This window comes from Clostridium hydrogenum, from assembly GCF_021432385.1.
Classification (GTDB): domain Bacteria; phylum Bacillota; class Clostridia; order Clostridiales; family Clostridiaceae; genus Clostridium_S; species Clostridium_S hydrogenum.
Window position 1 is genome coordinate 1382027 of sequence record NZ_JAEACT010000002.1, and the last position, 22482, is coordinate 1404508.

A 22482-nucleotide genomic window follows, 5' to 3' on the forward strand; every position below is an offset into this window, starting at 1 on the left:
TGTGTAATATGAAAAAAATATTTGTTATTTTAATATTTATATCCATTTTTTTATATCCATTAAGTGTACAAGCTTCAACGGATAATAATGCAACTTTGCAAAATAATGACAATACTAAGGTTCAGCAATTATATGATTATATGTCTAAAGTAAAAACTAAATATGAGTTACTTAGAGATGTAGATATAGAAAGTTTTGTTAAAGAATACGTAAAAAGTGGTAACGGAGGAATATCTTTTGAAAATTTAGCTAAAGCAATGATTACTTATTCTGTTCGAGATATAGTTGCAAGTATAAGATTAATTTCAATGCTAATTGTAATATGTATTATATGTGCATTGCTTACTAATTTTCAAAAAGCTTTTTCCTCAGAAAGTGTAACAAACATAGCATATTTTGCTTGCTATTCAATTATAATAATAATTTTAGCAAGAAGCTTTTATTCAGGTGTTAGTGAAGCCAGAAGCTCAATTGAAGATGCTACAAATATGATGAATACATTGGTTCCTGTACTTTTTATGCTTCTTGCAGGCACTGGAAATGTTGTTCAGTCAACTTTGCTTGATCCGGTTATACTAATCGCAATTAGCATAAGTTCAAATATTTTTAAAAATATATTAATACCTTTAATAACCATGATTTTTGTGCTTCAATTTGTTAACAGTATATCTGAAGATTATAAGGTGGATCAGCTTTCAAAGTTGTTAAAACAAGTAGTTTTATGGATTCAAGGTATAGTTATGACTATATTTATAGGGATTATAACAATACGAGGTATTAATTCTAAGTCTATAGATCAGGTTACTTCTAAAACTGCAAAATATGCAGTAGATAATTTTGTACCAGTAGTGGGGAAATGTCTATCAGATGCTATTTCAACAGTAGTAGGTTATAGCGGACTTGTAAAAAATGCTATAGGAACAATAGGATTAATTATTTTAATTGTGATGCTGCTTTTTCCTATAATAAAAATTTTTATTCTTGCTTTTTTGCATAAACTTACAGCAGCCTTAGTGCAACCAATAAGTGATAAAAGACTTGTTGAATGTATAGCAAATGTTGGAGATGCATTAATACTCATAGCATCATGTGTTATAGGCATTTCTGTAATGTTTTTTATAATGATAGCTATTATAATTGCGGCAGGAAAAGCTTATTAAATGGTAGGTGAATATACGTGATAGATGCATTAAGAAGTTGGATTGTTACTATATGTACCACAGTAATATTTATTACAGCTGTAGAGATGATTTTGCCTGAAAATAAAATGAAAAATTATGCAAAATTTGTTATGGGGCTTATATTGATGGCGGTGATTGTTGGACCAATTATAAAAATGATGAATAAACAAGCTGATTTAAATGTATATATAAGTAGAGAAGAAAAAAGTTTCAATAATAATGATTATAAATCAGATATTAAGAGCTATGTTGAAAAGGACGAGCAGGATACATTGGATCAATTTAAAAAAAATGTTGATGATACTTGTACAAAAGTTTTAAAAGAAAAATATCCTAATGATACTTATACAGTTGATTCGAAGGTTCAAATGGACAAAGAAAAAGGGCTTTTTTCCATAACTTCAATTAATGTTGGTGTAAAGGAAAACGGGGTTGAAAAAATAAAAAAGATACAAATAGGTGAAGATTCTAAAAATGCTAATGCAAATAAAAATGTTGATGATAGCGTAAGCGTAAAAATAAGGGATTGCATAAGTAACGAAATAAAGATACCTACAGAAAAAATAAATGTGTACAAACTATAAATATTATGGGAAGGGGATATAATGAATTTTAAAAAGCTACTGGATTATTTAAAGAATGAGAAAAATAGAAAAGAGAAATTTTCAAATTTCATTATTGTAGCGCTAATAGCTGTACTTATAATTATTGTTGCAAGCTTTTTTAAAACCACGGACAGTATGACACTACAAAATAATGATACTCAAAAGCAACCGGTGAAAGCGAATAGTAGTGATTCCAGTTCTGGAAATTATGAAACAAGTATGGAAAATAAGCTAAAAGATACACTTGAAAAAATAGATGGTGTTGGTAATGTTGAAGTTATGATGTATTTTTCAAGCAGTGAGGAACAAGTGCCAGCATTTAATGAAAATAAATCTAATTCAGTAACTGATGAAACAGATACTTCAGGAGGAAAAAGAACTACAACACAAACTTCAGATGGAAATACAGTTGTAACTTCTAAGGATGGTGATAAAGAATCTCCACTAATTGTAAAAGAATACAAACCTACTATAACTGGGGTATGTGTTGTGGCGGAAGGTGCAAGTAATGACGTAGTTAAGCTTAATATAACTAATGCAGTGGTGGATCTCTTTGGAATAACTTCTGATAAGGTAAATGTGTATCCGATGAAAAAATAAAATAGATTATTATTGTTTGTCATATAAAAATGTGAACAAGCATATAAATTTTTTAGAAGATTAGATGGGGGGATAAGATAATGAATAAAAAACAAGCTATTATTATTGTTACACTTTTGGTACTTATAGTATGTGCGGGGGTTTTGGCAACAAAATTTAGAAGTCCGCTTTTTTATGTAAATAACACAGATTTAGATAATGATAATAAGAGTGCAATATCATTAAATGACAATTCAAGTAAAAGCACAGCAAGTAAATCAGATTTATTTGCTGAAGGAAGATTAGACAGGGGACAAAAAGACCAAAGAGAAATTGAAACTTTAAAAGGTATAATTGATGATAAAAGCGTGAGCGCTGATAAAAGAAATGAAGCACAGCAAAAACTTATGCTTTTAACAGATGATGATTCAAAATGCAATAAAGTTGAAACATTATTAAAAAGCAAGGGCTTTAAAGATGCATTGTGCTCAATTTCAGATAGTAAAGTTACAATAACAGTTAAAAATAGCAGTACTAAGTTAACAGATGTTCAGCTTAGAGACATAAAAGAAACAGTTACTAATGTAACTAAAATCAGAAACATAGAAGTTCTACCAGTTACTCAATAAAAACTTACTTATGCGATTTTTGTACAAGTTTAAGGCAAATATTCAAAGTACAGAGTACAAAGTACAGTGAAGGATGATTTTATTTCGCTTTGCTACAGAAAATCTTAAAACTTATTTTTGATTGCTTAATGAATGGCGTCATTACTGTTGTCAGCAAAGATGACAACAGTTAAGTTTAAGATTTACCTGATGTAAGGAAAGGCAAATCATCCTTCTTTGTACTTTATACTCTGTACTTTGATTTAGTTGGTTCGCATTTTTTAGTTTTAGTATCAACTAATTATTACGGCTGCAATTTTTTTTACTATTAAAAAAAAGCAGTTTGTAAAAAAAATAGTAATTTGATATAATACACTTAGATTAAAGTAAGGCGTTATAATAAAAACATTAAAGCCTAAGGGGGTAACAAGTAATGGAAGATGAATCAAAGGATTTAGATATGGGTATAATTAAGATATCAGATGAAGTAGTAGGAGTAATTGCTGGTTTAGCAGCGTCTGAAATAAAAGGTGTAGTTGGAATGAGTTCAGGCATTGCAGGCGGAATAACTCAAATACTAAGTGGCAAAAAGAATTTTACTAAAGGTGTAAAGATTAATATTGAAGAAGAGAGTGCTTCAATAGAACTATATGTTGTAATCGAGTATGGATTAAAAATACCTGAGGTTGCAGCTAAAGTTCAAGAAAATGTTAAGAAAACGGTTGAAAGTTTAACTGGCTTAAAAGTTTCAGCAGTAAATGTTTTTATTCAGAATGTTTCAATTGTAAAAGAACATGAAGAAGTTTCAGAAGAAAGTGAAAAGTAGTGCAAAACACCCTCACGAAAATGCGAGGGTGTTTTACTTGTGGGAGTTCAAAAATATAACTATATACAAATATTCTTCCTTAAGGCATCTTAAAGAAAATAACAAGTCCAACTTTCGGTTATTTTCGCGCAATACTTTGTCACTATAACACGCTAAGACAACCAGTATTAACGAGTTACAGTTTATTGTATTACACAAAACCATCTCTCAATTTGGAATTATTATTTTTTTTAAGATGCCTAAATTAAAAAAACTATGGAAGTTTAACACAATATATAGTAATATAATCTTTGGATTTATATAAGGATGTAGTTTAACTATATACTAGGAGGAAGTTATTTATGAATAGAAGAAAAAGTAGAGAATTGGCCATGAAATTATTATTTGAGATTTCAATTAATAAAAATAATTATGAAGAAGTTATAGAAAATTATAAAGAGGAAAATAAAGATGAAGATATAGATTTTGAATATGTGGAAAGAATCTTAAAGGGAGTAATAGAAAAAGAAAATAGTTTAGATGAGAAAATTAAAGAAAATTCTAAAAACTGGAAAATAGAACGTATATCTAAAACAAATTTAAGCATACTTAGATTAGCATTTTATGAAATATTATATGAAGCAGATATACCAGTAAAAGTGTCTGCAAATGAAGCTGTAGAACTTGCCAAAAGTTATTCAGAAGAAAAATCTTGGTCTTTTGTAAATGGGGTACTTGGAAGTTTGATAAAAAGTATCGAAGAATAATAATATAAAGTGGGGTGCAGATTATGGGGCAGATAATTGATGGGAAATTGCAGGCACAAAAGTATAAAGAGAGAATAATACAATTTATAAACGATAGAATTAAAAATGGGCTTAGAGTTCCTTGCATGGTAAGTTTAATGGTTGGAAATGATGGCGGTTCTAAATTTTATTTAGATAATCAAAGAAAAGTTTGTGAAAAGCTTGGCATTAAATTTGAAAGTATAACTATGAATGAAGAAACTACAGAAAGTGAAATAGTAGAAGTAATTACTAAACTTAATGTAGATAATAATGTAGATGGAATTATGTTGCAATTACCTTTGCCTAAACATATTAATGAAAAAAATGTGACTTCATCAATTAATTCAGAAAAGGATATTGATAGCCTTACGTATGAAAATACAGGTAAGTTCTATAGAGGTGAAAAAGCCTTTGTACCATGTACACCTAAAGGCATAATAGAACTTATAAAAAGTACTGGTATAAATATAAGTGGCAAAAATGCAGTTGTAATTGGAAGAAGCAATATTGTTGGTAAGCCTGTTTTCCAGCTTCTCTTAAATGAAAATGCAACAGTTACTGTTTGTCATTCGAAAACTGAAAACCTAGAAGAAGTATGTGCTTCTGCAGATATATTGGTTTCAGCTATAGGAAAACCACATTTCGTAAATAAAAACTTTGTTAAAAAAGGTGCTATTGTTATTGATGTTGGAACCACTGTTGTTGATGGAAAGCTTAAAGGTGATGTTGATTTTAATGATGTAATAGATAAAGCAGCATTTGTCACTCCTGTACCAGGTGGTGTTGGTTCAATGACTACAACTATGCTTGCTTTAAATGTTTGTGAGGCGCTTAAATAAATGTATATTAAGACTTTAACCGTTTCAGAATTAAATAATTATATTAAAAAGGTCATTGACAGTGATTTTATTTTGGGTAACGCATACATAAAAGGAGAAATATCAAATTTTAAGCTTCATAGCAGTGGTCATATATATTTTTCACTTAAAGATGATGGTGGAAAAATAAATTGCATAATGTTTCGAAGTGATGCTGAAAACTTAAAATTTATGCCAGAGAATGGTATGAAGGTTAATGTTAAGGGAAGAGTGTCTGTTTATATTAAGGATGGAGCTTACCAATTATATTGTAAACAAATAGAGCTTGAAGGCATGGGTGAATTATATATAGCTTTTGAAAACCTTAAAGAAAAACTATTTAAGGAAGGACTTTTTAGTGATGTGCATAAAAAAGCTATACCAAAGCATCCAAGAAGAATAGGAGTAATAACCTCTAGAACTGGTGCTGCAATAAGAGATATAATAAATGTTTCTACAAGAAGAAATAAGAATGTAAATTTACTTATATGCCCTGTTTTAGTTCAAGGTATTAATGCTGCTACGGAATTAGTAGCGGCTGTAGAAAAGTTAAATAAAATAGATGATGTAGATGTTATAATAATGGCAAGGGGTGGAGGTTCTATAGAAGAACTTTGGGCCTTTAATGATGAAAAACTTGCTTATGCAGTTTATAGTTCAAATAAACCTATAATATCTGGCGTAGGACATGAAACTGATTTTACAATCGTAGATTTTGTTAGTGATAAGAGAGCACCAACACCATCGGCTGCTGCAGAAATTGCGGTGCAGGATTTATCACAGTTGAATGATAAATTAGGCAGCATGAAAAAGAATTTTGATAATGAAATTAAATACTATTTTGAAAATAGGCATAATGAATTAAGTATCAAAAGAAAATTAATTGAAAAGTATAGTCCAGAGGCTTTTATAGCAAATGGATATTCTAATATAGATAAGTTATATAATTTGCTACTTATAAAAACTAAAAATAAAATTGAAATTGAAAAACAGAAATTAACAAAATGCCAGTCTGTTTTAAAAGCAAATAATCCTCATAATATTTTAAATAAAGGTTATTCAATAATTGAAAATAATCTTGGAAAATGCATTGACAGTATTGATGAACTTAAAGAAGATAGTGAAGTTAGAATTATAATGAAAGACGGCAGAGTAGAAACGTCTATAGGGAAAATAACACGAAGTACAACTGACAGATTACAGTGAAGGTGGATTTATTCTACTTGCGCTTTATAAATATTTAAACTTATAAAAACTTGTCTTTAGTCTAGTGGTTTGGGCGCAGCCCATTAAGTTTTTAAATTTTCTGCGTAAGCATAAAATTAACCTTAACTGTACTCTCTACTCTGTACTCTGTACTCTATTATAAAGGGAGGTAATTAGTTTGGCTTCAAAAAAAGATAGTTATGAAGGTATGATGGAAAAATTAGAAAAGATATTAGCTGATATGGAAGATGGAAATTTAAGCCTTGAAAAAACCTTAAAGCATTATGAAGAAGGAATGGAACTTTATAATAAATTGTATAAAACATTAAACGAAGCTGAAGGAAAAATCAAAGTTCTTACAGAAAATGGTGAGAAAGATTTCTTGAAGGAGAGCGATACAAATGAATAATGAGATTTTAAAAAGTGAGGTAGAAGCTTATTTAAAAACTTATTTTAATAACAGGGAAGGTTATGATAAAAAAATATATGAGGCTATGAGTTATAGCTTAAATATTGGTGGAAAAAGAATTAGACCTTTATTTTTTATAAATGCATACAGCATATATAAAGATAATTACAAGGATGTTATAGAAATTGCAGCTGCAATTGAAATGATACATACGTATTCTCTAATTCATGATGATCTTCCTTGTATGGATAATGATGATTTAAGAAGAGGTAAACCAACTAATCATAAAGTGTTTGGAGAAGCAATTGCACTTTTAGCAGGTGATGGACTTTTAAATGAAGCTATGAATTTAATGTTTGAGTATTGCAATAAAAAAGATAACAATGCAATAAAAGCGTGCTATCTGATATCTAAGGCAGCCAGCGCATCTGGAATGATAGGCGGTCAAACTGTAGACATATTAAGCTCAGGAAAGAACTTAAGTAGTGATGAACTAAAATTTATGCATAAGAAAAAAACAGGTGAATTGATTAAGGCGGCAGTATTAAGTGGTGCCGTTTTAGGAGGAGCAAAAGAAGAAGAGGTAAAACTAATTAGTGAATATGGAGACAAAGTAGGATTAGCTTTTCAAATAAAAGATGATATTTTAGATGTTATTGGTGACTCAAGCATAATGGGTAAAAAAGCTAAAAGTGATATAGAAAATAATAAAACAACTTATGTTACTACATATGGTATAGATGTTTGCAAAAAGCTTTGCAGAGATTTAACTGAAGAATGTATTAGTATATTAGACAAGATAAATGGTGATACAGAGGGCTTAAAGAAAATAACTGAATTTTTGCTTGAAAGAAAAAAGTAAAATTATTATTAAATAACTTTGATGATTTTGAATATTTATAATTAATATGATATAATTTTAGTTAATATATGTGGTGCAGTATTCTAGTCAGGTAAGCATTTTTTGAAGGCGGGGCTAAAAATCCGCTAAAGGGCACATCGATGAAGTTTCTGGTGCTGGCCTAGGAATGCCCAGTCTTGGGCTTGTGCTGGGAGTAAGAGAGCTGGGGCACTCACAATGGCATGTGATTCTGACCCTACTCTTGTGGAGACCAATTCTTGTATATATAGTTAGTCGCTGTATATACGATTTTGGATTAAACCTGCAATGTGGTGAAAAGCTATGTGCAGTGTAGCCTGCCTTGAGTGGTAGTGGGAGAGGAGATAAAACAGGCTAAATATTTTAGGCCGAAATATTTAGTTTATTGAACTCTGAAACCTCTGTTGCAAAAGAGGCTATGGAAATGCCTAACTGTTGGGGAAAACCCCTAGGCTGTTTGTATGAGGCAAAATAGGGATTGCAGTGCGGACTTAGTGGCAATTCAGTCCTAAAATTGGTGACAGTTTAGTTTTGATAGTAAAAGGAAACTGCCTTATGGCGACGTAAGGTTATCAAAAGGGAAATCCTACTGAACCTATGCCGCAAGATTTACTTATTTTGTTACCACATATTGTAAAACGTTAAATTTGAATTTATATATATAGTGAAACTACGTTTAAGTTAAAAATTGTATACATTAACTTAAGAAACTTAAAGTTTCACGGTGGTTTATCTCTATATGTGGAGGAATGGGTGTGGCAAAAAATAAAAATAAGAGAGATGCTAGAGATAGAAATAAATGGCTATTTAAAATTTTTTTATGGTCAATTAGTATAAGTAGCAGTATTTCTCTTTTAACGGATTCGCTACTAAATAGAGTTAATACATTAGTAGCTTTTATTTTGCTAATTTTTATAATTTGTATTGGAATAACATTTGATATAATTGGAATTGCTGTCACAGCGGCAAATGAAACACCTTTTCATGCTATGGCGGCTAAAAAAATTCATGGTGCAAAAGTGGCAATTAGAATGATTAGAAATGCAGATAAAGTTTCAAGTTTTTGTAATGATGTTGTTGGGGATATATGTGGGATTGTAAGTGGTTCAATGGGAGCTATTATTACAACGAAAATAATTTTGAATTTAAAAAATACACCAACTGCGATTATAAGTGTTGTTGTTGGAGCTGTTATAGCCTCGGCTACAATATGTGGAAAATCCATGGGAAAAACTTATGCTATGAATAATAGCAATTTAATAGTTTCCAAGGTATCAAAATTAGTTTGTTTGGTGGCAAAGGATAGATGATGATGTACAAAATACTTGATAAATATGATAGTACTAATGATATTAAAAATATGGATATTAAAACTTTAAATCATTTTTCAGATGAAATTAGACAGTTTTTAATTGATAAAGTTTCGAAAACAGGGGGTCATCTTGCATCCAATTTAGGTGTAGTTGAACTCACTCTAAGTCTTTATAAAGTTTTCGATTTTAGTAAAGATAAGTTAATATGGGACGTAGGGCATCAGTCGTATGTACATAAAATTTTAACTGGAAGAAAAGACAAATTTGATAGTTTAAGAGAATATGGTGGAATTAGTGGATTCCCAAAAAGAAATGAAAGTCCGTACGACATTTTTGATACTGGTCACAGCAGTACTTCTTTATCAGCAGCAGCTGGAATTGCAAGAGCTAGAGATTTGTCTCATGAAAAATATGATGTTGTGGCGGTTATTGGTGATGGAGCTTTATCTGGGGGAATGGCCCTAGAAGCCTTAAATGATATTGGCGATAGAAAAACTAAGGTCATAGTAATATTAAATGATAATCAAATGTCTATAGCTAAGAATGTTGGAAGCATTTCTAAATATTTGAGCAAAATTAGAATTGATCCAAAATACAATAAATTTAAGGAAGAAGTTAATTTTAAACTTCGAAAAACTAATATTGGATCAGAGGTAGCTGATTCTTTAAAGAAAATAAAGGGTGGAATAAAGAAAATTGTTGTACCAGGAATGTTTTTTGAAGACATTGGAATAAAGTATTTAGGACCCATAGATGGACATAATATAGAAGAGTTAACAGATGTAGTAACAAAGGCAAAAGAATTTAACGAGCCAGTAATAATTCATGTTATTACGAGAAAAGGTAAAGGTTATAATTATGCAGAAAAAAATCCTAATAAATTTCATGGCATAGGGCCCTTTGATTGTGAAAGTGGCGAATTATGCTCTTCTTCAGGTTATACCTACTCAAAAGCTTTTGGAGAAACTTTAGTTAACATTGCGGAGAAAAATGATAAAGTTGTTGCAATTACAGCAGCTATGCCAGATGGAACAGGTTTGTGTGAATTCTCAAAAAGATTTCCTAAGAGATTTTTTGATGTTGGAATAGCAGAACAGCATGCGGCTACTATGGCAGCTGGATTTGCGGTTGCAGGATATAAACCAGTTTTTGCTGTATATTCTACATTTCTTCAAAGAGCGTATGATCAAGTGCTTCATGATATATGTATACAAAAACTTCCTGTAGTATTTGCAATTGATAGGGCAGGTATTGTAGGAGCAGATGGTGAAACTCATCAAGGTATATTTGACTTATCCTATCTTAGCCATATACCAAATATGACTATACTGGCACCTAAATGTACGAATGACTTGAAGGCTATGTTAAATTGGTCGATTACACAAAATTATCCAATAGCAATTAGGTACCCAAGAGGAACTGATTCACAAGAAGTTCAGTTTTCTTCTTTACCAGAATTAGTTAAAGGTAAATGGGAGATTATAGCTAAAGGTAGTGAGATTGCAATAATTGCTGCAGGTAAAATGGTTCAGCATGCTGTACTCGCAGAAAGAAAGCTAGAAAAAATGGGCATAAAATGTACTGTAGTAAGTGCTGATTTTGTTAAACCAATCGATACAGTGCTTTTAGATAGTTTAGCAAGAGAAAATTATAAATTTGTAACTGTTGAAGACAATGTCCTTCATGGAGGATTAGGAAGCAGTGTACTTGAATATTTAAACAGTAAAAATTATAAAAATGATGTTTTAAGACTAGGATTTAAAGATGAATTTGTTACTCAAGGTAAGCCAGATATCTTATATAAACTATATGGTTTAGATGTAGATAGCATATTCAATAAAATACTTACTTTTATGTGAAACGGTTGTATAAAGAAGAGAGGATAAATATGTCACAGAGCAAAGAAAGATTAGATTTACTTTTAGTTAAAAAGGGAATGTTTGAATCTAGAGAAAGAGCTAGAGCCAGCATTATGGCAGGAGAAATATATGTTGATAATATTAGAATAGATAAATGCGGTGAAAAAGTTAAAGAAGATTCAAATATAGAGTTTAAAGGCGAAAAAATGCCATATGTAAGTAGAGGCGGATATAAACTTGAAAAGGCAATGAAATCTTTTAATATTAATTTAAATTCAAAAATATGTTTTGATATAGGTGCATCTACAGGTGGATTTACGGATTGTATGTTGCAAAATGGTGCAGAAAAGGTATTTGCCATTGATGTTGGTTATGGACAATTTGCCTGGAAACTTAGAACTGATCCTAGGGTAGTTTGTATGGAAAGAACAAATGTAAGATATGTTACTGAGGAGCAGATAGGAATGCATGGCGATTTTGCAAGTATAGATGTATCCTTCATATCTTTAAAAAAGGTCATACCTGCAGTTGTAAATTTGTTAGATGAAGATGGAGAAGTAGTTGCATTAATTAAACCGCAATTTGAAGCAGGGAGAGAAAAAGTAGGCAAAAAAGGTGTAGTAAGAGAGCCTGAAATTCATATAGAAGTTATAAATGGTGTAGTCCAGTTTTTAAAAGAAAGTAATTTTGCTATAATTGGATTAGATCATTCACCTATAAAAGGGCCTGAAGGAAATATAGAATATTTAATATACTTTTCTAAAAATAAAAATCTGTTAAATGGTGAATTTAATGATGAAGAAGTCAATTTAATTGTTGAAAAGGCACACAAAAATCTTGATTAGGAGAAACTTTGATGAAAAAAATAGGAGTTAATATTAATAATAGTAAAGATAGTGATAGAAAAATACGAAATTATATTAAGGAAATATTAACTGAACAAAACAGTAAAGTTGAAGTGGAATTTTATGATAATTTAAAAAACATTAAAAATTATTGTAATGATGTGCCAGATATTTTTATAGTCCTAGGTGGTGATGGTACTATTTTAAGTGCTGCTAGAAATTTAGTTGCTTTAGAAGTACCAATATTTGGTGTGAATATTGGACACTTAGGATTTTTGACTTCCGTAGAATTAGCCAGATTTGAAACAGCAGTAAGAAAAATATATAATGGGGAATACTATATTGAAAATAGGATGATGCTTAAATGTAGTTATATTCAAAATAAAATAAGAAAAGAATTTTATGCTTTAAACGAAGTTGTTTTATCTACAGGAATTTTGTCAAGAATATTAAAGTATAAGATAAAAGTAGATGGAAAGTATTACATGGATTTTAAATCAGACGGAATTATTATTTCAACCCCCACTGGATCAACTGCGTATAATTTGTCTGCTGGTGGACCAGTTGTTTATCCAGAACTTGATTTGATATCAATAACACCAATTTGTCCTCAGTTATCAAACATGAAGACAATTATAGTAAATGGAAAAAGTAATATAAACGTTTATGATATAAATTTAAATAAAAGTACATTTATATCAATGGATGGTCAAAAGCCTATGGAAATAGGTGATGTTAATTTTGTAGAGATAAATAGTCTCGAAAATCAATGTAAATTAATAAGATTAAATGACTATGATTATTTTGAGGTTTTAAGAAAAAAAATTATACTTAAAACTAATGAATGTGAGGGTGATTAATAATGAAAATATCTAGACATGCTAAAATATTAGAAATTATAAATTCAAAAAATATAGAAACTCAAGAAGAACTAGCAGATGAACTTAGAAAAAGCGGAATGGATATAACACAAGCCACAGTATCTAGAGATATAAAAGAATTAAAATTGATTAAGGTACTTTCACCAAGTGGAAGATACAAATATGCTACAATATCACCAACGGAAGGATTTCTTTCAAACAAGCTTGTTGCTATTTTTTCACAAACAGTTCTCAATGTGGAGAATATAGGAAATTTCATTGTTGTTAAAACTATATCTGGATCGGGAAATGCAGCAGCAGAAGCTATAGATTCTTTAAACTTTGAGGGAATTGCTGGAACTATAGCAGGTGATAATACAATTTTTATACTTGTAAGATCAATGGATAAAGCATATGAACTTGTTCAAAAATTGAAAAAAATGATGAATGAATAGGAGGCTGAAGGATGCTCCTGCAAATTAACATTGAAAATTTTGCCCTTATAGAAAAAATTACAGTAACGTTTGATAAGGGTTTTAATATATTATCAGGAGAAACTGGTGCCGGGAAGTCAATATTAATTGATGCTATTAATTATGTTTTAGGTGGAAAATCTAATAAGGGATTTATAAGAACTGGTGAGGAAAGAGCTTTTGTTGAAGCTATATTTACAATTGAAAATGATAGAACAGAAATGGAACTTAAAAAACTAGATGTAGAATTTGAAGATATAGTTATAATAAGCAGGGAAACTTTTAAATCTGGTAAAAGTATAACAAAAGTTAATGGGAAATCCATATTAGTTTCTATGCTTAAAAATATAAGTGATACTTTAATAGATATTCATGGACAACATGAAAATCAAAATTTATTAGATTCTAATAATCATATGCAGTATTTGGATAATTATGGAGAAGAGTCTATATTAAACAGCAAAAACAAATATGCATTGTGCTATGATAAATTATTAAATATTAAGAGTAAAATTAAAAGCTTAATAGGAAAAAATGGAGAAAATGAAAAGCTTTCAGATTTTTTAAGGTATCAAATAGATGAAATCGAAAAGGCAAAGCTCAAAATAGGTGAAGATGAAGAATTAGAAGAGAAGTTTTCTGTTATATCAAATAGTGAAAACATATCTAAAATTTTTTCAGAAGCTGCAGAAATTCTTTATGATGGAAATGAAAATAGTAAGTCAATTTATGATCTTGAAGGATATATTATAAATAAACTCAGAAGTGCTCAAGGCAAAAGTGAAAAAATTAAAAAGATTGCAGATGACTTAGAAGAAACCTATTATAGTATACAGCAAATTGCACAAGACATAAAAGCAATTAAAGATAGTGTGGTTTATGATGAAAAAGAACTTGAATATATAAATAGCAGATTATTTCAAATTGATAATTACAAGAAAAAGTATGGTAAAACAATTAAAGATATTTTAGATTATAAGGAAAAATTACAAATACAATATGATGAGTTTGTAAATAAAGAGGAAGTCTTAAAAAAATTAAATCTTGAAAAAGATAAAACTTATGATGAACTTATACAAGCTGCCAAAGTACTGCATGAATTAAGAGTGAAGCTTGCACAAGAGCTAGAGGTAAAAGTTAAAGAAGAATTGAATTATGTAGGTCTTGAAAAGAGTACTTTTAAAATAAATATTGAATTTAATGAGGAAAACATTTCAAATAGCGGAGCTGATAGAGTTCAGTTCTTAATATCAACTAACCCAGGAGAACCTTTGAAACAGCTTGAAAAAGTAGTTTCAGGTGGAGAACTTTCAAGAATAATGCTTGCTATTAAAACTGTATTTGTTGACAAAGATAAAATTCCATCTGTTATTTTCGATGAAATTGATACTGGTATAAGTGGAAGAATAGCTCAAAGTGTTGCAGAAAAAATGTATGTTATATCTAAAAAACATCAAGTTTTTTGTGTAACTCATTTGGCGCAAATTGCATGTATGTCTGATGTACACTTTTTAGTTTCTAAAAATACTGATAATAGTAAAACATATACTACAATTAAAAAGTTAGATTCAGAAGGGAAAAAACAAGTTTTAGCTTTAATGATTGGAGGAAGCGAAGTTACTAAGCTTACAATTGATCATGCAGCTGAAATGATAGCTATAGCAGATAAAAGAAAAAAACAAATTTTGAAATAAAAAGGCTATGTTTTAAATAAGTGTTAAAATCAATACTTATTTAAAACATAGCTATTAAAAAATAGTAATGTAAATAAATGTGAAAATAAGCATTTGATTACAGCGATACTACAAAAAACATGAACTTTAAATTCATGTTTTTTTGTGTTTTTTGTAATTATGAGAAATTTAATAGAACAGTTGCCTTTAAATGAAACATAATAATAGCATAATTAAAATTTAAAATGGGAAATTTAAGAGTAAAGATAAACCGTTTTAACTACGGAAATTTATATCCATCAAAATGTGAGGAAAATCGCATTTGGTATAAATAAATTTGTAATTTCAATTGGCTTATCTTTAAACATAAGAAAAGGGAGGTTAAAAACATGAAAAAAGTAATAAAAATATTATGCTGTGTTTTGACTCCTATAATAATAATGTGTATATTAGCTTATGCAAAGGTTAAAGATATACCTAATACAGTTTTTGTAAGGCAAGGAGAAAATGGTTTAAAAACAAGTTTATTTGAATTTGACAGATATAAAGAAGTAGCAAGTATAGGAGAATCAAAAATTAAAAAAGTAGACATAAGTATACTTGGAATACTTCCTGTAAAGTCTGTTAGTGTAAAATCTGTTCCTAGGATTAAGCTTAATGTTGGAGGACAGCCTATTGGAATAAAATTAAATACTAAAGGGGTGTTAATTGTTGGATTTAGTGATATTAATACTTCTAATGGTAAAATACCAAGTCCAGCGGCTGCAGAGGGTGTTCAAATTGGTGATAGCATAATAAAAGTAAATGGCGAAAATATACTAGATATACAGGATTTGGGCAATAAAATAAATAAGGCCAAAGACAACAAAATTAGTTTAACTTTAGAGAGAAAAGGTAAGTATATAACTAAAGTTATAACAAGAGTAAAAAGTGAAGATAATAATTATAAAATTGGGCTTTGGGTTAGAGATTCTACAGCAGGTGTTGGAACTTTGACATTTTATTATAGTAAGACTAATCAATTTGGCGCATTGGGTCATCCTATAACAGATGTGGATACAGGAACAATGTTAAAAGTAAATAGTGGTAATTTATTAAATTCTTCAATAGTATCTATAAGGAAGGGATTTAAAGGAACTCCAGGAGAAATAAGAGGTATATTTGTAAATGAAGATAATCCAATCGGCAGTGTGCAAAACAATACAATGTGCGGTATTTTTGGAAAGGGTGCCAGTAATGTTTTCAGCAACAAATTAAATAAACAAATGGAAATAGGACTTAGGAACGAGATAAAAACCGGTGAAGCAAAAATTTTAACTACTATTGATGGCGATGAGCCAAAACTTTATTCTGTATATATAGAAAAATTATATCCACAAGAGTCTCCAGGACCTAAAAGTATGCTAATTAGAGTAACGGATTCTGAACTTTTGAAAAAAACTGGAGGAATTGTTCAAGGAATGAGTGGAAGTCCAATAATACAAAATAATAAGATTGTTGGTGCAGTTACCCATGTTCTTATTAATAAGCCAGATGTTGGATATGGAATATATATAGAATGGATGCTCAAAGATGCTGGAATATTTTAAAGAGTAGGTATATAATTGTTATATGCTGATAATATATGGATTATTGTTAAGATTTAGTCCTGAAAAGTTAAAATCATTCAGCACTAAATCTTATTTTTATTGAATTTTTACTATTTTATAATACAAATATATTTAGTTACAACTTGATTTTTTATTGTTTTAGTAATAAAATGGAAAAAAAGATATAAATTGAATTTAAGTATTTGTATTGGTAAAAATTTTTAATCCCTTGAAGGTAATATAATAGTTTTGTCGAATATATTATAATAGGGTTGTTAAATAATGGTAAACTTAATGTGAAGGGGAGTCAACAATGGAAAATGAAAAAATAAGTGTTTTAATAGCAGATGATAATAAGGAATTCTGTAATATTCTTAATGATTATTTGCTAAATCAAAGTGATATTGTAGTAATAGGAATTGCAAAGGATGGAATTGAAGCCTTAAGATTAATAGAGGAGAAAAAACCAGACTTAGTAGTACTGGATATAATAATGCCTCATTTAGATGGTCTTGGAGTTCTTGAAAGGCTAAATAATATGAACTTAAGTCAATTGCCAAGGATAATAGTATTATCAGCAGTAGGACAAGATAAGATAACTCAGAGGGCAATAAATTTAGGCGCTGATTATTATGTTGTAAAACCATTTGATATGGAGGTATTTATAAAAAGAATAAGAGAAATGTTTAATAACATTATATCAAATTCAAATGAAAAGAAATCAGCAATACCATATCAAGACCAAGGAATAAGAAATGTAAACTCTTCCATGATGAGTACACAGGAGCATTCCTCTAATGCACCTATAGACTTAGAAGGAGAGATAACTGCTATAATACATGAAATAGGTGTGCCAGCACATATTAAAGGCTACATGTACTTAAGAGAAGCAATTACAATGGTAGTAAATAATATGGAATTGTTATCAGCAGTAACAAAAGAGTTATACCCATCAATTGCAAAAAAATATAATACTACAGCAAGTAGGGTGGAAAGAGCAATAAGACATGCTATAGAAGTAGCTTGGTCTAGAGGTCAAGTTGAAACAATTAACAAGCTTTTCGGTTATACTATACATAACGGAAAAGGAAAGCCTACAAACAGCGAATTTATAGCTATGATTGCAGACAAGCTTAGATTGCAAAATAAAGTTAGCTAGGTTAGTGAAATCAATTACTTGATTGCAATTAAAGCTATATTTCTGTAGCAACAAATTGTTTTTCAAACCAACCAATATTATATATGCTTTAAAGCTAAACCTTCAATGTTCATTAAATATGAATTTTGGAGGTTTTTTATTGCGTAAAAAATAAAAGCTTTGAGATTAGTTATAGAAAGTATTAAATGGATTGAACTTTGAGTGAGAATGATGATAGAAATTTAATTTTGGAAAATCAATAATTAACAATTAAAGATGCTAAATGGGATTATTACAGGTGGAGAGAAAAGTAAAAAAATAAGTTTAATAAATGATTAAATTTTAGTATTAAGAAAAAATATTCAGATACGATAATAATATGGGTTTAAAACCATAATAATACATAATATTAGGAGGAAACAAAATGAAGAAAAAATTTAAAATTACTTTAAGTGTATTTTTAGTTGTTATTTTAGGGTGCTTCTCACAGGCATTTGCGGCAACTAATCAAAATTCAAAATTAAATAGGATTGTTAAGCAGATTGGGAATGTTAAATTACTTGATAGCGTGTCTACAGATGATGGTGGAGTTGTGGGAACGAGCAATTTAAATGGTACTGCTGATAATAGTGCTAAAGTTGGAAATCATTTATATAGTCCAGAAAAAGGATGGAAAAGATATGATGATACAAATAGTTTAATAAAGTATGTTGGAAATTGGGAAAACGAAGCGGTTTCAGCTATTGTATAGCTTACGGTAACTATGCATACAGAGAATAAAATACAAACAATTTTGTAATTGTTCGTATTTACTTATATGGAATTATATGCTATTATAACCATATAAGATAAAATGGAAGGGATGTTATGCATTTTGAATTCTAGCAATACATTTATTTTAACTTTTGGTGACAAATTAAAGGCGATTAGAGTAAAATATAATTTAAGGCAAGATGAGATTTCTGGGCAAGATATAACGAGAAATTTAATTAGTGAAATTGAAACTAATAAGGCTAACATAACTAAAAAGACAGCAGAGATAATTATAAAAAACTTGAATGCAATAGCACGTAAAAAACATTTTAAGGTTACTGAAACTATTGAGTACCTGTTAGAAAGTGAATTAGAGCAAGCTAACAAAGTTATTGATAAATACATAAGTGAATTAAGAGCTTTAGTTGTTTGTAAAGATGATAGCTTTGTTAAAGAGCTTAAAGAAACAGAAGAATTTTTAATTAATTGGGATATTAGAGACAAGAAAATAGTAATATATGAACTGGCTGGAGATTATTTTTATAATCAAAATGATTTTTATAAAAGTGTTAATTATTATGAAAGAGCACTAGAATTAATTAATAAGGCTGAAGTAACTGAAACATTACTTGCATTATTAAGGAAACTTTCAATGGTTTACACCTATGTAGATAATTACAAAGAATCTGTTAAGTGTTGTGAATTTGCTTTAGAACATTTCAAAGATATGACCAATGAATATTCTGTTGTCTTTTTATATAATAGTGGACTTGGATATAAAAAATTAGGCGATTGGGATAAGGCTTTAGAAAAATTAAATCAAGCTGAAAATCTTGTCGATAGAAATGATTTAAATAAAATGTTTAAGATAAAAAATGTTAAAGCAAATTGCTTATATAGAATGAGTTTATTTCAAGATTCATTATATAATTTTAATGAACTATTAGTTATATATAAAAATGATTTGGAAAAGCAAGTTCATATAAGAATAAATATGATAAGCAATTATATCAAGTTAAATGACACCAAAGAAATAAATAAAAATCTTGAAATTTTAACTAAAGATTTACCTAAGATTAATGCTAACAATAGTTATATTTCAGAGTTTTATCATGAAACTGGTAAAATTTATAAATATCTTAGTGAAGAAAAACTAGAGGAAGAATATTATATTAAAGCTTTAGAGCTTTGTGAAAAACAAAAAAATTGCAGCTTATTTTATAAGATAGTTTATGATTTAATAGAATTATATACAAAATTAAACAATACAAGTAAAATGCTAGAAGTAAAAAATAAAATTTTAGCGATGGCAAATAAATACGAACAAATAAACGAAAAGGTAATAATTTTTCTTATAGCATTTTATTCTAAAAATAATGATAATAATGTGGTTAATGAGTTAGCTAGCTTTTTACTGAAGTTAATTTAAGGGGGATTATAATATGACAAGAAAAAAATTAAGAAAAAGATTGGTATCAATTTGCGCTGTATTAGCATTTTTGTTTGTATTTACAAGTATTATGCATGTTGTTGGCTATAAATTAGGAGAACTTGATAGTCATCCCATGCTAAGAGCTAAAAATTTTTCATTTTTTAATTTAAAGTAGGAGATTAAATTCTTCTGCTTTTTTTGATTCAAAGATAAGAATAACTTAATGAACTAATTCATACTTATAAATATAAGAATAATAAAATAGGTGAATAAATTATGAAACAATCTCAAAAGTTTTTGACTATTTTAGAGGCTATAAATAGCAATATTAAGTTAAGCGAAAAATATCTTGAGGAAAAAGGAATAAAACAAACTGAATTTAGGATACTTATGGAGGAACTTGATAATAGTGGTATGATAAATGATTCAAACGAAATTACTATTGATGGTGTCGAATTTCTAATGCAAAATGAAAGAAATGAAATACTTAAAAAAATTGTGAAATAAGTAAGTCATATTAAAACCCTCCAAGGTGTAAGTTGCTAAATATTTCAATAATGTATATAATAATTTATAGGAGAATGAGTCGATTTTAATGAGTACAAAATAAGTGTGCATAAAATCCTTTTGTTAGTCATATTTATTTATCAAAAAGTGATTAACAAAAGGAGTGGTGTTATGAAAAAAATTAATTTTAAAGATTTAATAAATGGTCATTTTAAGGATAATTTTTTACTGTATATATTAAGTGCATTATGTATAGGTATAGGTTTTGTAATAGGGGTGTATATTGTTAAATATATGTCATCTCCTGAAAAAAATAATTTATTAAGTTATTTGATTGATTTTACGAAAAATAAGAGTATAGATGCTGGAAGTTATAAGAGGATTTTTTTTGAAGCAATTAAAAATAACATACCGCTAATTCTAGTTATATGGTTTTTAGGATTAACAATGATAGGTATACCAATAATACTGGTTATTGATGTATTGAAGGGATTTACACTTGGATTTACGGTTTCATTTTTTATAAGTGGTTTTGGTGTTAAGGGCATAGGCATGGCAATGCTTGCTATAATACCTCAAAATTTAATTTATATCCCATGCATTTTATTTCTTTCTGTAATTGCTATGGAATTTTCTATTAAGCTTATAAAAGATAGTTCTAATACTCCCATTGGAAAAAGATTATTTTCAAATTTGGGATCATATTCATTAGTATTTACTTTTATAATTTTAATTATGTTTGTTGGATTTTTATTTGAGACTTATTGTACACCGAATGTTATAAAGTTTATAGCAATTAATGTTTGGAGTGCTAATTGTTGAGAGAAGAAAATGAACTCTATGTAATTATTATAAATTTTATAAAGTGTTTTCTCATATTGATTATTATAGGAATGCTACTGCCAGAATTAGTTGATAAAATAATTGTATTTTTTATTTTAAATCATAATGAAGGTAGTGGAAGTGATTTTGTATACAATATGGTTAATAGTAGACAGTTTGTTTTAAGGTTTATGTATTATTTTGAAATGCTACTTAGGTAAATTTAAGCAGTAAATTGATTTTGGTAGCTGATAACATATATGTACAAGGAAAAATAAAAACTTTACTCAAGTTTACTGGGGGTATACATATGAGTAGTTTCGTAGATAAATACTTTGATGAATTAAAAAATAAAAACTTAAGTGTAAATACGCTTGATGCGTACATTAGAGATGTAAAAAAGTTCTATGAATTTGTCAAAGCAAGAGAGGAAAAAATTGAAGAGGTTGAAGTTGTTACAATAATGGCTTATGTACAATATCTTCAAAAAAGTGGACGTGCAAATAGTTCAATTGTAAGAAGTATAGTTTCAATTAGAAATCTTTATAAATTTGCAATTAAGCTTGGAATAAAGAGTGATAATCCGGTTATTCAGTATGAAGCACCGAAAATAAAAAGAAATTTACCCGAAATACTAACTACTGAAGAAGTTGACAAGCTTTTGTCAAAACCGGATCAATCAACAGATAAAGGAATAAGAGATAGGGCAATGCTTGAGGTAATGTATGCAACTGGAATAAAAGTTACTGAAATGCTTAATTTAACTGTATACGATGTTAATTTGAAGTTATCATATATAAAGTGTAAGGGAATAAAAGAAAAAGAAAGAATTATTCCAATTGGATCTTATGCAGTGAAATGTTTGGAAAATTACTACAAAATTAGGGGTAAATTAAATAGTTATAATTTAGATTTTGTATTTTTTAATCTTCAAGGAACAAAAATGACAAGACAAGGGTTTTGGAAATTAGTTAAATTATATGCTAGTGAGTTAAATATAAATAAAAGAATTAATTCGTACACTTTAAGGCATTCTTTTGCAGTCCATTTACTTCAGAATGGTGCAGACATTAAAACAATACAAGAACTACTTGGACATAGAGATATGGCAACTACACAAATTTATTCAGGAATTTATAAAAAAGCTAAAATTGTTGAAGTGTACAAAAGAACACATCCCAGAGCTTAAAAATAACGATAAAGATAAACCGCTTAGAACTTTAAAATTAATTTGTATCAAAATGCCATCTTATGGACATTATGATGCACATGAATTTTAATAGTTGAAGTGGTTTATCTT

Annotated in this window: 25 protein-coding genes; all 25 read left to right on the forward strand. The window is 28.8% G+C overall.

Annotation, left to right across the window (positions count from 1 at the left end):
* The first annotated feature begins 8 nt into the window (after window positions 1-8).
* The 25 genes from spoIIIAE to xerD all read left to right on the forward strand — a co-directional run bounded on the left by spoIIIAE (window position 9) and on the right by xerD (window position 22371).
* Window positions 9-1160, forward strand: a complete 1152-nt coding sequence (spoIIIAE, locus tag CUEA01_RS06155) for a stage III sporulation protein AE (protein ID WP_234120065.1) — start codon at window positions 9-11, stop codon at window positions 1158-1160.
* Between the two features lie 17 nt (window positions 1161-1177).
* Window positions 1178-1765, forward strand: coding sequence for a stage III sporulation protein AF (spoIIIAF, locus tag CUEA01_RS06160; protein WP_234120067.1), 588 nt, complete (start codon window positions 1178-1180; stop codon window positions 1763-1765).
* Window positions 1766-1786: 21 nt separating this feature from the next.
* Window positions 1787-2386 carry a stage III sporulation protein AG gene (gene spoIIIAG / locus CUEA01_RS06165; protein WP_234120074.1) on the forward strand — a complete coding sequence of 200 codons (600 nt, stop codon included), beginning with the start codon at window positions 1787-1789 and terminating at the stop codon, window positions 2384-2386.
* Between the two features lie 80 nt (window positions 2387-2466).
* Complete coding sequence (locus CUEA01_RS06170) at window positions 2467-2994, forward strand: SpoIIIAH-like family protein (RefSeq protein ID WP_234120083.1); 528 nt, start codon at window positions 2467-2469, stop codon at window positions 2992-2994.
* A 412-nt stretch (window positions 2995-3406) separates the two neighbouring features.
* Window positions 3407-3799 carry an Asp23/Gls24 family envelope stress response protein gene (locus CUEA01_RS06175; protein ID WP_234120085.1) on the forward strand — a complete coding sequence of 131 codons (393 nt, stop codon included), beginning with the start codon at window positions 3407-3409 and terminating at the stop codon, window positions 3797-3799.
* Window positions 3800-4140: 341 nt separating this feature from the next.
* On the forward strand, window positions 4141-4545 hold the full coding sequence (gene nusB / locus CUEA01_RS06180; protein WP_234120087.1) for a transcription antitermination factor NusB: 405 nt from the start codon (window positions 4141-4143) through the stop codon (window positions 4543-4545).
* Window positions 4546-4568: 23 nt separating this feature from the next.
* A complete protein-coding gene (locus tag CUEA01_RS06185) occupies window positions 4569-5405 on the forward strand; it encodes a tetrahydrofolate dehydrogenase/cyclohydrolase catalytic domain-containing protein (RefSeq protein WP_234120098.1) in 837 nt (278 codons plus the stop codon).
* Window positions 5406-6629, forward strand: a complete 1224-nt coding sequence (gene xseA / locus CUEA01_RS06190; RefSeq protein ID WP_234120107.1) for an exodeoxyribonuclease VII large subunit — start codon at window positions 5406-5408, stop codon at window positions 6627-6629.
* A gap of 178 nt (window positions 6630-6807) precedes the next feature.
* Window positions 6808-7038 carry an exodeoxyribonuclease VII small subunit gene (locus tag CUEA01_RS06195; RefSeq protein WP_234120109.1) on the forward strand — a complete coding sequence of 77 codons (231 nt, stop codon included), beginning with the start codon at window positions 6808-6810 and terminating at the stop codon, window positions 7036-7038.
* Window positions 7031-7900, forward strand: coding sequence for a polyprenyl synthetase family protein (locus tag CUEA01_RS06200; RefSeq protein WP_234120111.1), 870 nt, complete (start codon window positions 7031-7033; stop codon window positions 7898-7900). The genes CUEA01_RS06195 and CUEA01_RS06200 overlap by 8 nt, the downstream gene beginning before the upstream one ends.
* Window positions 7901-8667: 767 nt before the next feature.
* Entirely contained in the window at window positions 8668-9228 is a 561-nt protein-coding gene (locus CUEA01_RS06205) for a hypothetical protein (protein ID WP_234120113.1), read from the forward strand.
* A gap of 2 nt (window positions 9229-9230) precedes the next feature.
* Entirely contained in the window at window positions 9231-11090 is a 1860-nt protein-coding gene (dxs, locus tag CUEA01_RS06210) for a 1-deoxy-D-xylulose-5-phosphate synthase (protein WP_234122135.1), read from the forward strand.
* Window positions 11091-11119: 29 nt separating this feature from the next.
* Entirely contained in the window at window positions 11120-11935 is an 816-nt protein-coding gene (locus CUEA01_RS06215; protein ID WP_234120115.1) for a TlyA family RNA methyltransferase, read from the forward strand.
* An 11-nt stretch (window positions 11936-11946) separates the two neighbouring features.
* Window positions 11947-12795 carry an NAD(+)/NADH kinase gene (locus tag CUEA01_RS06220; protein ID WP_234120117.1) on the forward strand — a complete coding sequence of 283 codons (849 nt, stop codon included), beginning with the start codon at window positions 11947-11949 and terminating at the stop codon, window positions 12793-12795.
* A gap of 2 nt (window positions 12796-12797) precedes the next feature.
* Window positions 12798-13250: an arginine repressor gene (locus CUEA01_RS06225; protein ID WP_234120119.1), complete on the forward strand. Its 453-nt coding sequence runs from the start codon at window positions 12798-12800 to the stop codon at window positions 13248-13250.
* Window positions 13251-13261: 11 nt separating this feature from the next.
* A complete protein-coding gene (recN, locus tag CUEA01_RS06230) occupies window positions 13262-14962 on the forward strand; it encodes a DNA repair protein RecN (protein WP_234120122.1) in 1701 nt (566 codons plus the stop codon).
* A 368-nt stretch (window positions 14963-15330) separates the two neighbouring features.
* On the forward strand, window positions 15331-16530 hold the full coding sequence (gene spoIVB / locus CUEA01_RS06235) for a SpoIVB peptidase (protein WP_234120124.1): 1200 nt from the start codon (window positions 15331-15333) through the stop codon (window positions 16528-16530).
* A 313-nt stretch (window positions 16531-16843) separates the two neighbouring features.
* Entirely contained in the window at window positions 16844-17689 is an 846-nt protein-coding gene (gene spo0A, locus CUEA01_RS06240; RefSeq protein WP_234120126.1) for a sporulation transcription factor Spo0A, read from the forward strand.
* A gap of 403 nt (window positions 17690-18092) precedes the next feature.
* Entirely contained in the window at window positions 18093-18419 is a 327-nt protein-coding gene (locus CUEA01_RS06245) for a hypothetical protein (protein WP_407929231.1), read from the forward strand.
* 123 nt (window positions 18420-18542) lie between these two features.
* Window positions 18543-19850 carry a transcriptional regulator gene (locus tag CUEA01_RS06250; protein ID WP_234120128.1) on the forward strand — a complete coding sequence of 436 codons (1308 nt, stop codon included), beginning with the start codon at window positions 18543-18545 and terminating at the stop codon, window positions 19848-19850.
* Window positions 19851-19863: 13 nt separating this feature from the next.
* A complete protein-coding gene (locus CUEA01_RS06255) occupies window positions 19864-20028 on the forward strand; it encodes a hypothetical protein (protein WP_234120135.1) in 165 nt (54 codons plus the stop codon).
* A 101-nt stretch (window positions 20029-20129) separates the two neighbouring features.
* Window positions 20130-20360, forward strand: coding sequence for a hypothetical protein (locus CUEA01_RS06260; protein WP_234120137.1), 231 nt, complete (start codon window positions 20130-20132; stop codon window positions 20358-20360).
* A 171-nt stretch (window positions 20361-20531) separates the two neighbouring features.
* The gene (spoIIM, locus tag CUEA01_RS06265; RefSeq protein WP_234120146.1) at window positions 20532-21182 is read left to right on the forward strand and encodes a stage II sporulation protein M; all 651 of its coding nucleotides are present in this window, start codon (window positions 20532-20534) and stop codon (window positions 21180-21182) included.
* Window positions 21179-21403 (forward strand): hypothetical protein, encoded by a 225-nt coding sequence (locus CUEA01_RS06270; RefSeq protein WP_234120148.1) that lies wholly within the window; start codon window positions 21179-21181, stop codon window positions 21401-21403. Before spoIIM ends, CUEA01_RS06270 begins: the two co-directional genes overlap by 4 nt.
* An 89-nt stretch (window positions 21404-21492) precedes the next feature.
* A complete protein-coding gene (xerD, locus tag CUEA01_RS06275; RefSeq protein ID WP_234120150.1) occupies window positions 21493-22371 on the forward strand; it encodes a site-specific tyrosine recombinase XerD in 879 nt (292 codons plus the stop codon).
* The last annotated feature ends 111 nt before the right edge of the window (window positions 22372-22482 follow it).

Excerpts from the sequence above, each read along its gene's own strand:
- spoIIIAE (WP_234120065.1), top strand. The coding sequence starts at position 9 with ATGAAAAAAATATTTGTTATTTTAATATTTATATCCATTTTTTTATAT.
- spoIIIAG (WP_234120074.1), top strand. The coding sequence starts at position 1,787 with ATGAATTTTAAAAAGCTACTGGATTATTTAAAGAATGAGAAAAATAGA.
- CUEA01_RS06170 (WP_234120083.1), top strand. The coding sequence starts at position 2,467 with ATGAATAAAAAACAAGCTATTATTATTGTTACACTTTTGGTACTTATA.
- CUEA01_RS06175 (WP_234120085.1), top strand. The coding sequence starts at position 3,407 with ATGGAAGATGAATCAAAGGATTTAGATATGGGTATAATTAAGATATCA.
- nusB (WP_234120087.1), top strand. The coding sequence starts at position 4,141 with ATGAATAGAAGAAAAAGTAGAGAATTGGCCATGAAATTATTATTTGAG.
- CUEA01_RS06185 (WP_234120098.1), top strand. The coding sequence starts at position 4,569 with ATGGGGCAGATAATTGATGGGAAATTGCAGGCACAAAAGTATAAAGAG.
- xseA (WP_234120107.1), top strand. The coding sequence starts at position 5,406 with ATGTATATTAAGACTTTAACCGTTTCAGAATTAAATAATTATATTAAA.
- CUEA01_RS06200 (WP_234120111.1), top strand. The coding sequence starts at position 7,031 with ATGAATAATGAGATTTTAAAAAGTGAGGTAGAAGCTTATTTAAAAACT.
- CUEA01_RS06205 (WP_234120113.1), top strand. The coding sequence starts at position 8,668 with ATGGGTGTGGCAAAAAATAAAAATAAGAGAGATGCTAGAGATAGAAAT.
- dxs (WP_234122135.1), top strand. The coding sequence starts at position 9,231 with ATGTACAAAATACTTGATAAATATGATAGTACTAATGATATTAAAAAT.
- CUEA01_RS06215 (WP_234120115.1), top strand. The coding sequence starts at position 11,120 with ATGTCACAGAGCAAAGAAAGATTAGATTTACTTTTAGTTAAAAAGGGA.
- CUEA01_RS06220 (WP_234120117.1), top strand. The coding sequence starts at position 11,947 with ATGAAAAAAATAGGAGTTAATATTAATAATAGTAAAGATAGTGATAGA.
- CUEA01_RS06225 (WP_234120119.1), top strand. The coding sequence starts at position 12,798 with ATGAAAATATCTAGACATGCTAAAATATTAGAAATTATAAATTCAAAA.
- recN (WP_234120122.1), top strand. The coding sequence starts at position 13,262 with ATGCTCCTGCAAATTAACATTGAAAATTTTGCCCTTATAGAAAAAATT.
- spoIVB (WP_234120124.1), top strand. The coding sequence starts at position 15,331 with ATGAAAAAAGTAATAAAAATATTATGCTGTGTTTTGACTCCTATAATA.
- spo0A (WP_234120126.1), top strand. The coding sequence starts at position 16,844 with ATGGAAAATGAAAAAATAAGTGTTTTAATAGCAGATGATAATAAGGAA.
- CUEA01_RS06245 (WP_407929231.1), top strand. The coding sequence starts at position 18,093 with ATGAAGAAAAAATTTAAAATTACTTTAAGTGTATTTTTAGTTGTTATT.
- CUEA01_RS06255 (WP_234120135.1), top strand. The coding sequence starts at position 19,864 with ATGACAAGAAAAAAATTAAGAAAAAGATTGGTATCAATTTGCGCTGTA.
- CUEA01_RS06260 (WP_234120137.1), top strand. The coding sequence starts at position 20,130 with ATGAAACAATCTCAAAAGTTTTTGACTATTTTAGAGGCTATAAATAGC.
- spoIIM (WP_234120146.1), top strand. The coding sequence starts at position 20,532 with ATGAAAAAAATTAATTTTAAAGATTTAATAAATGGTCATTTTAAGGAT.
- xerD (WP_234120150.1), top strand. The coding sequence starts at position 21,493 with ATGAGTAGTTTCGTAGATAAATACTTTGATGAATTAAAAAATAAAAAC.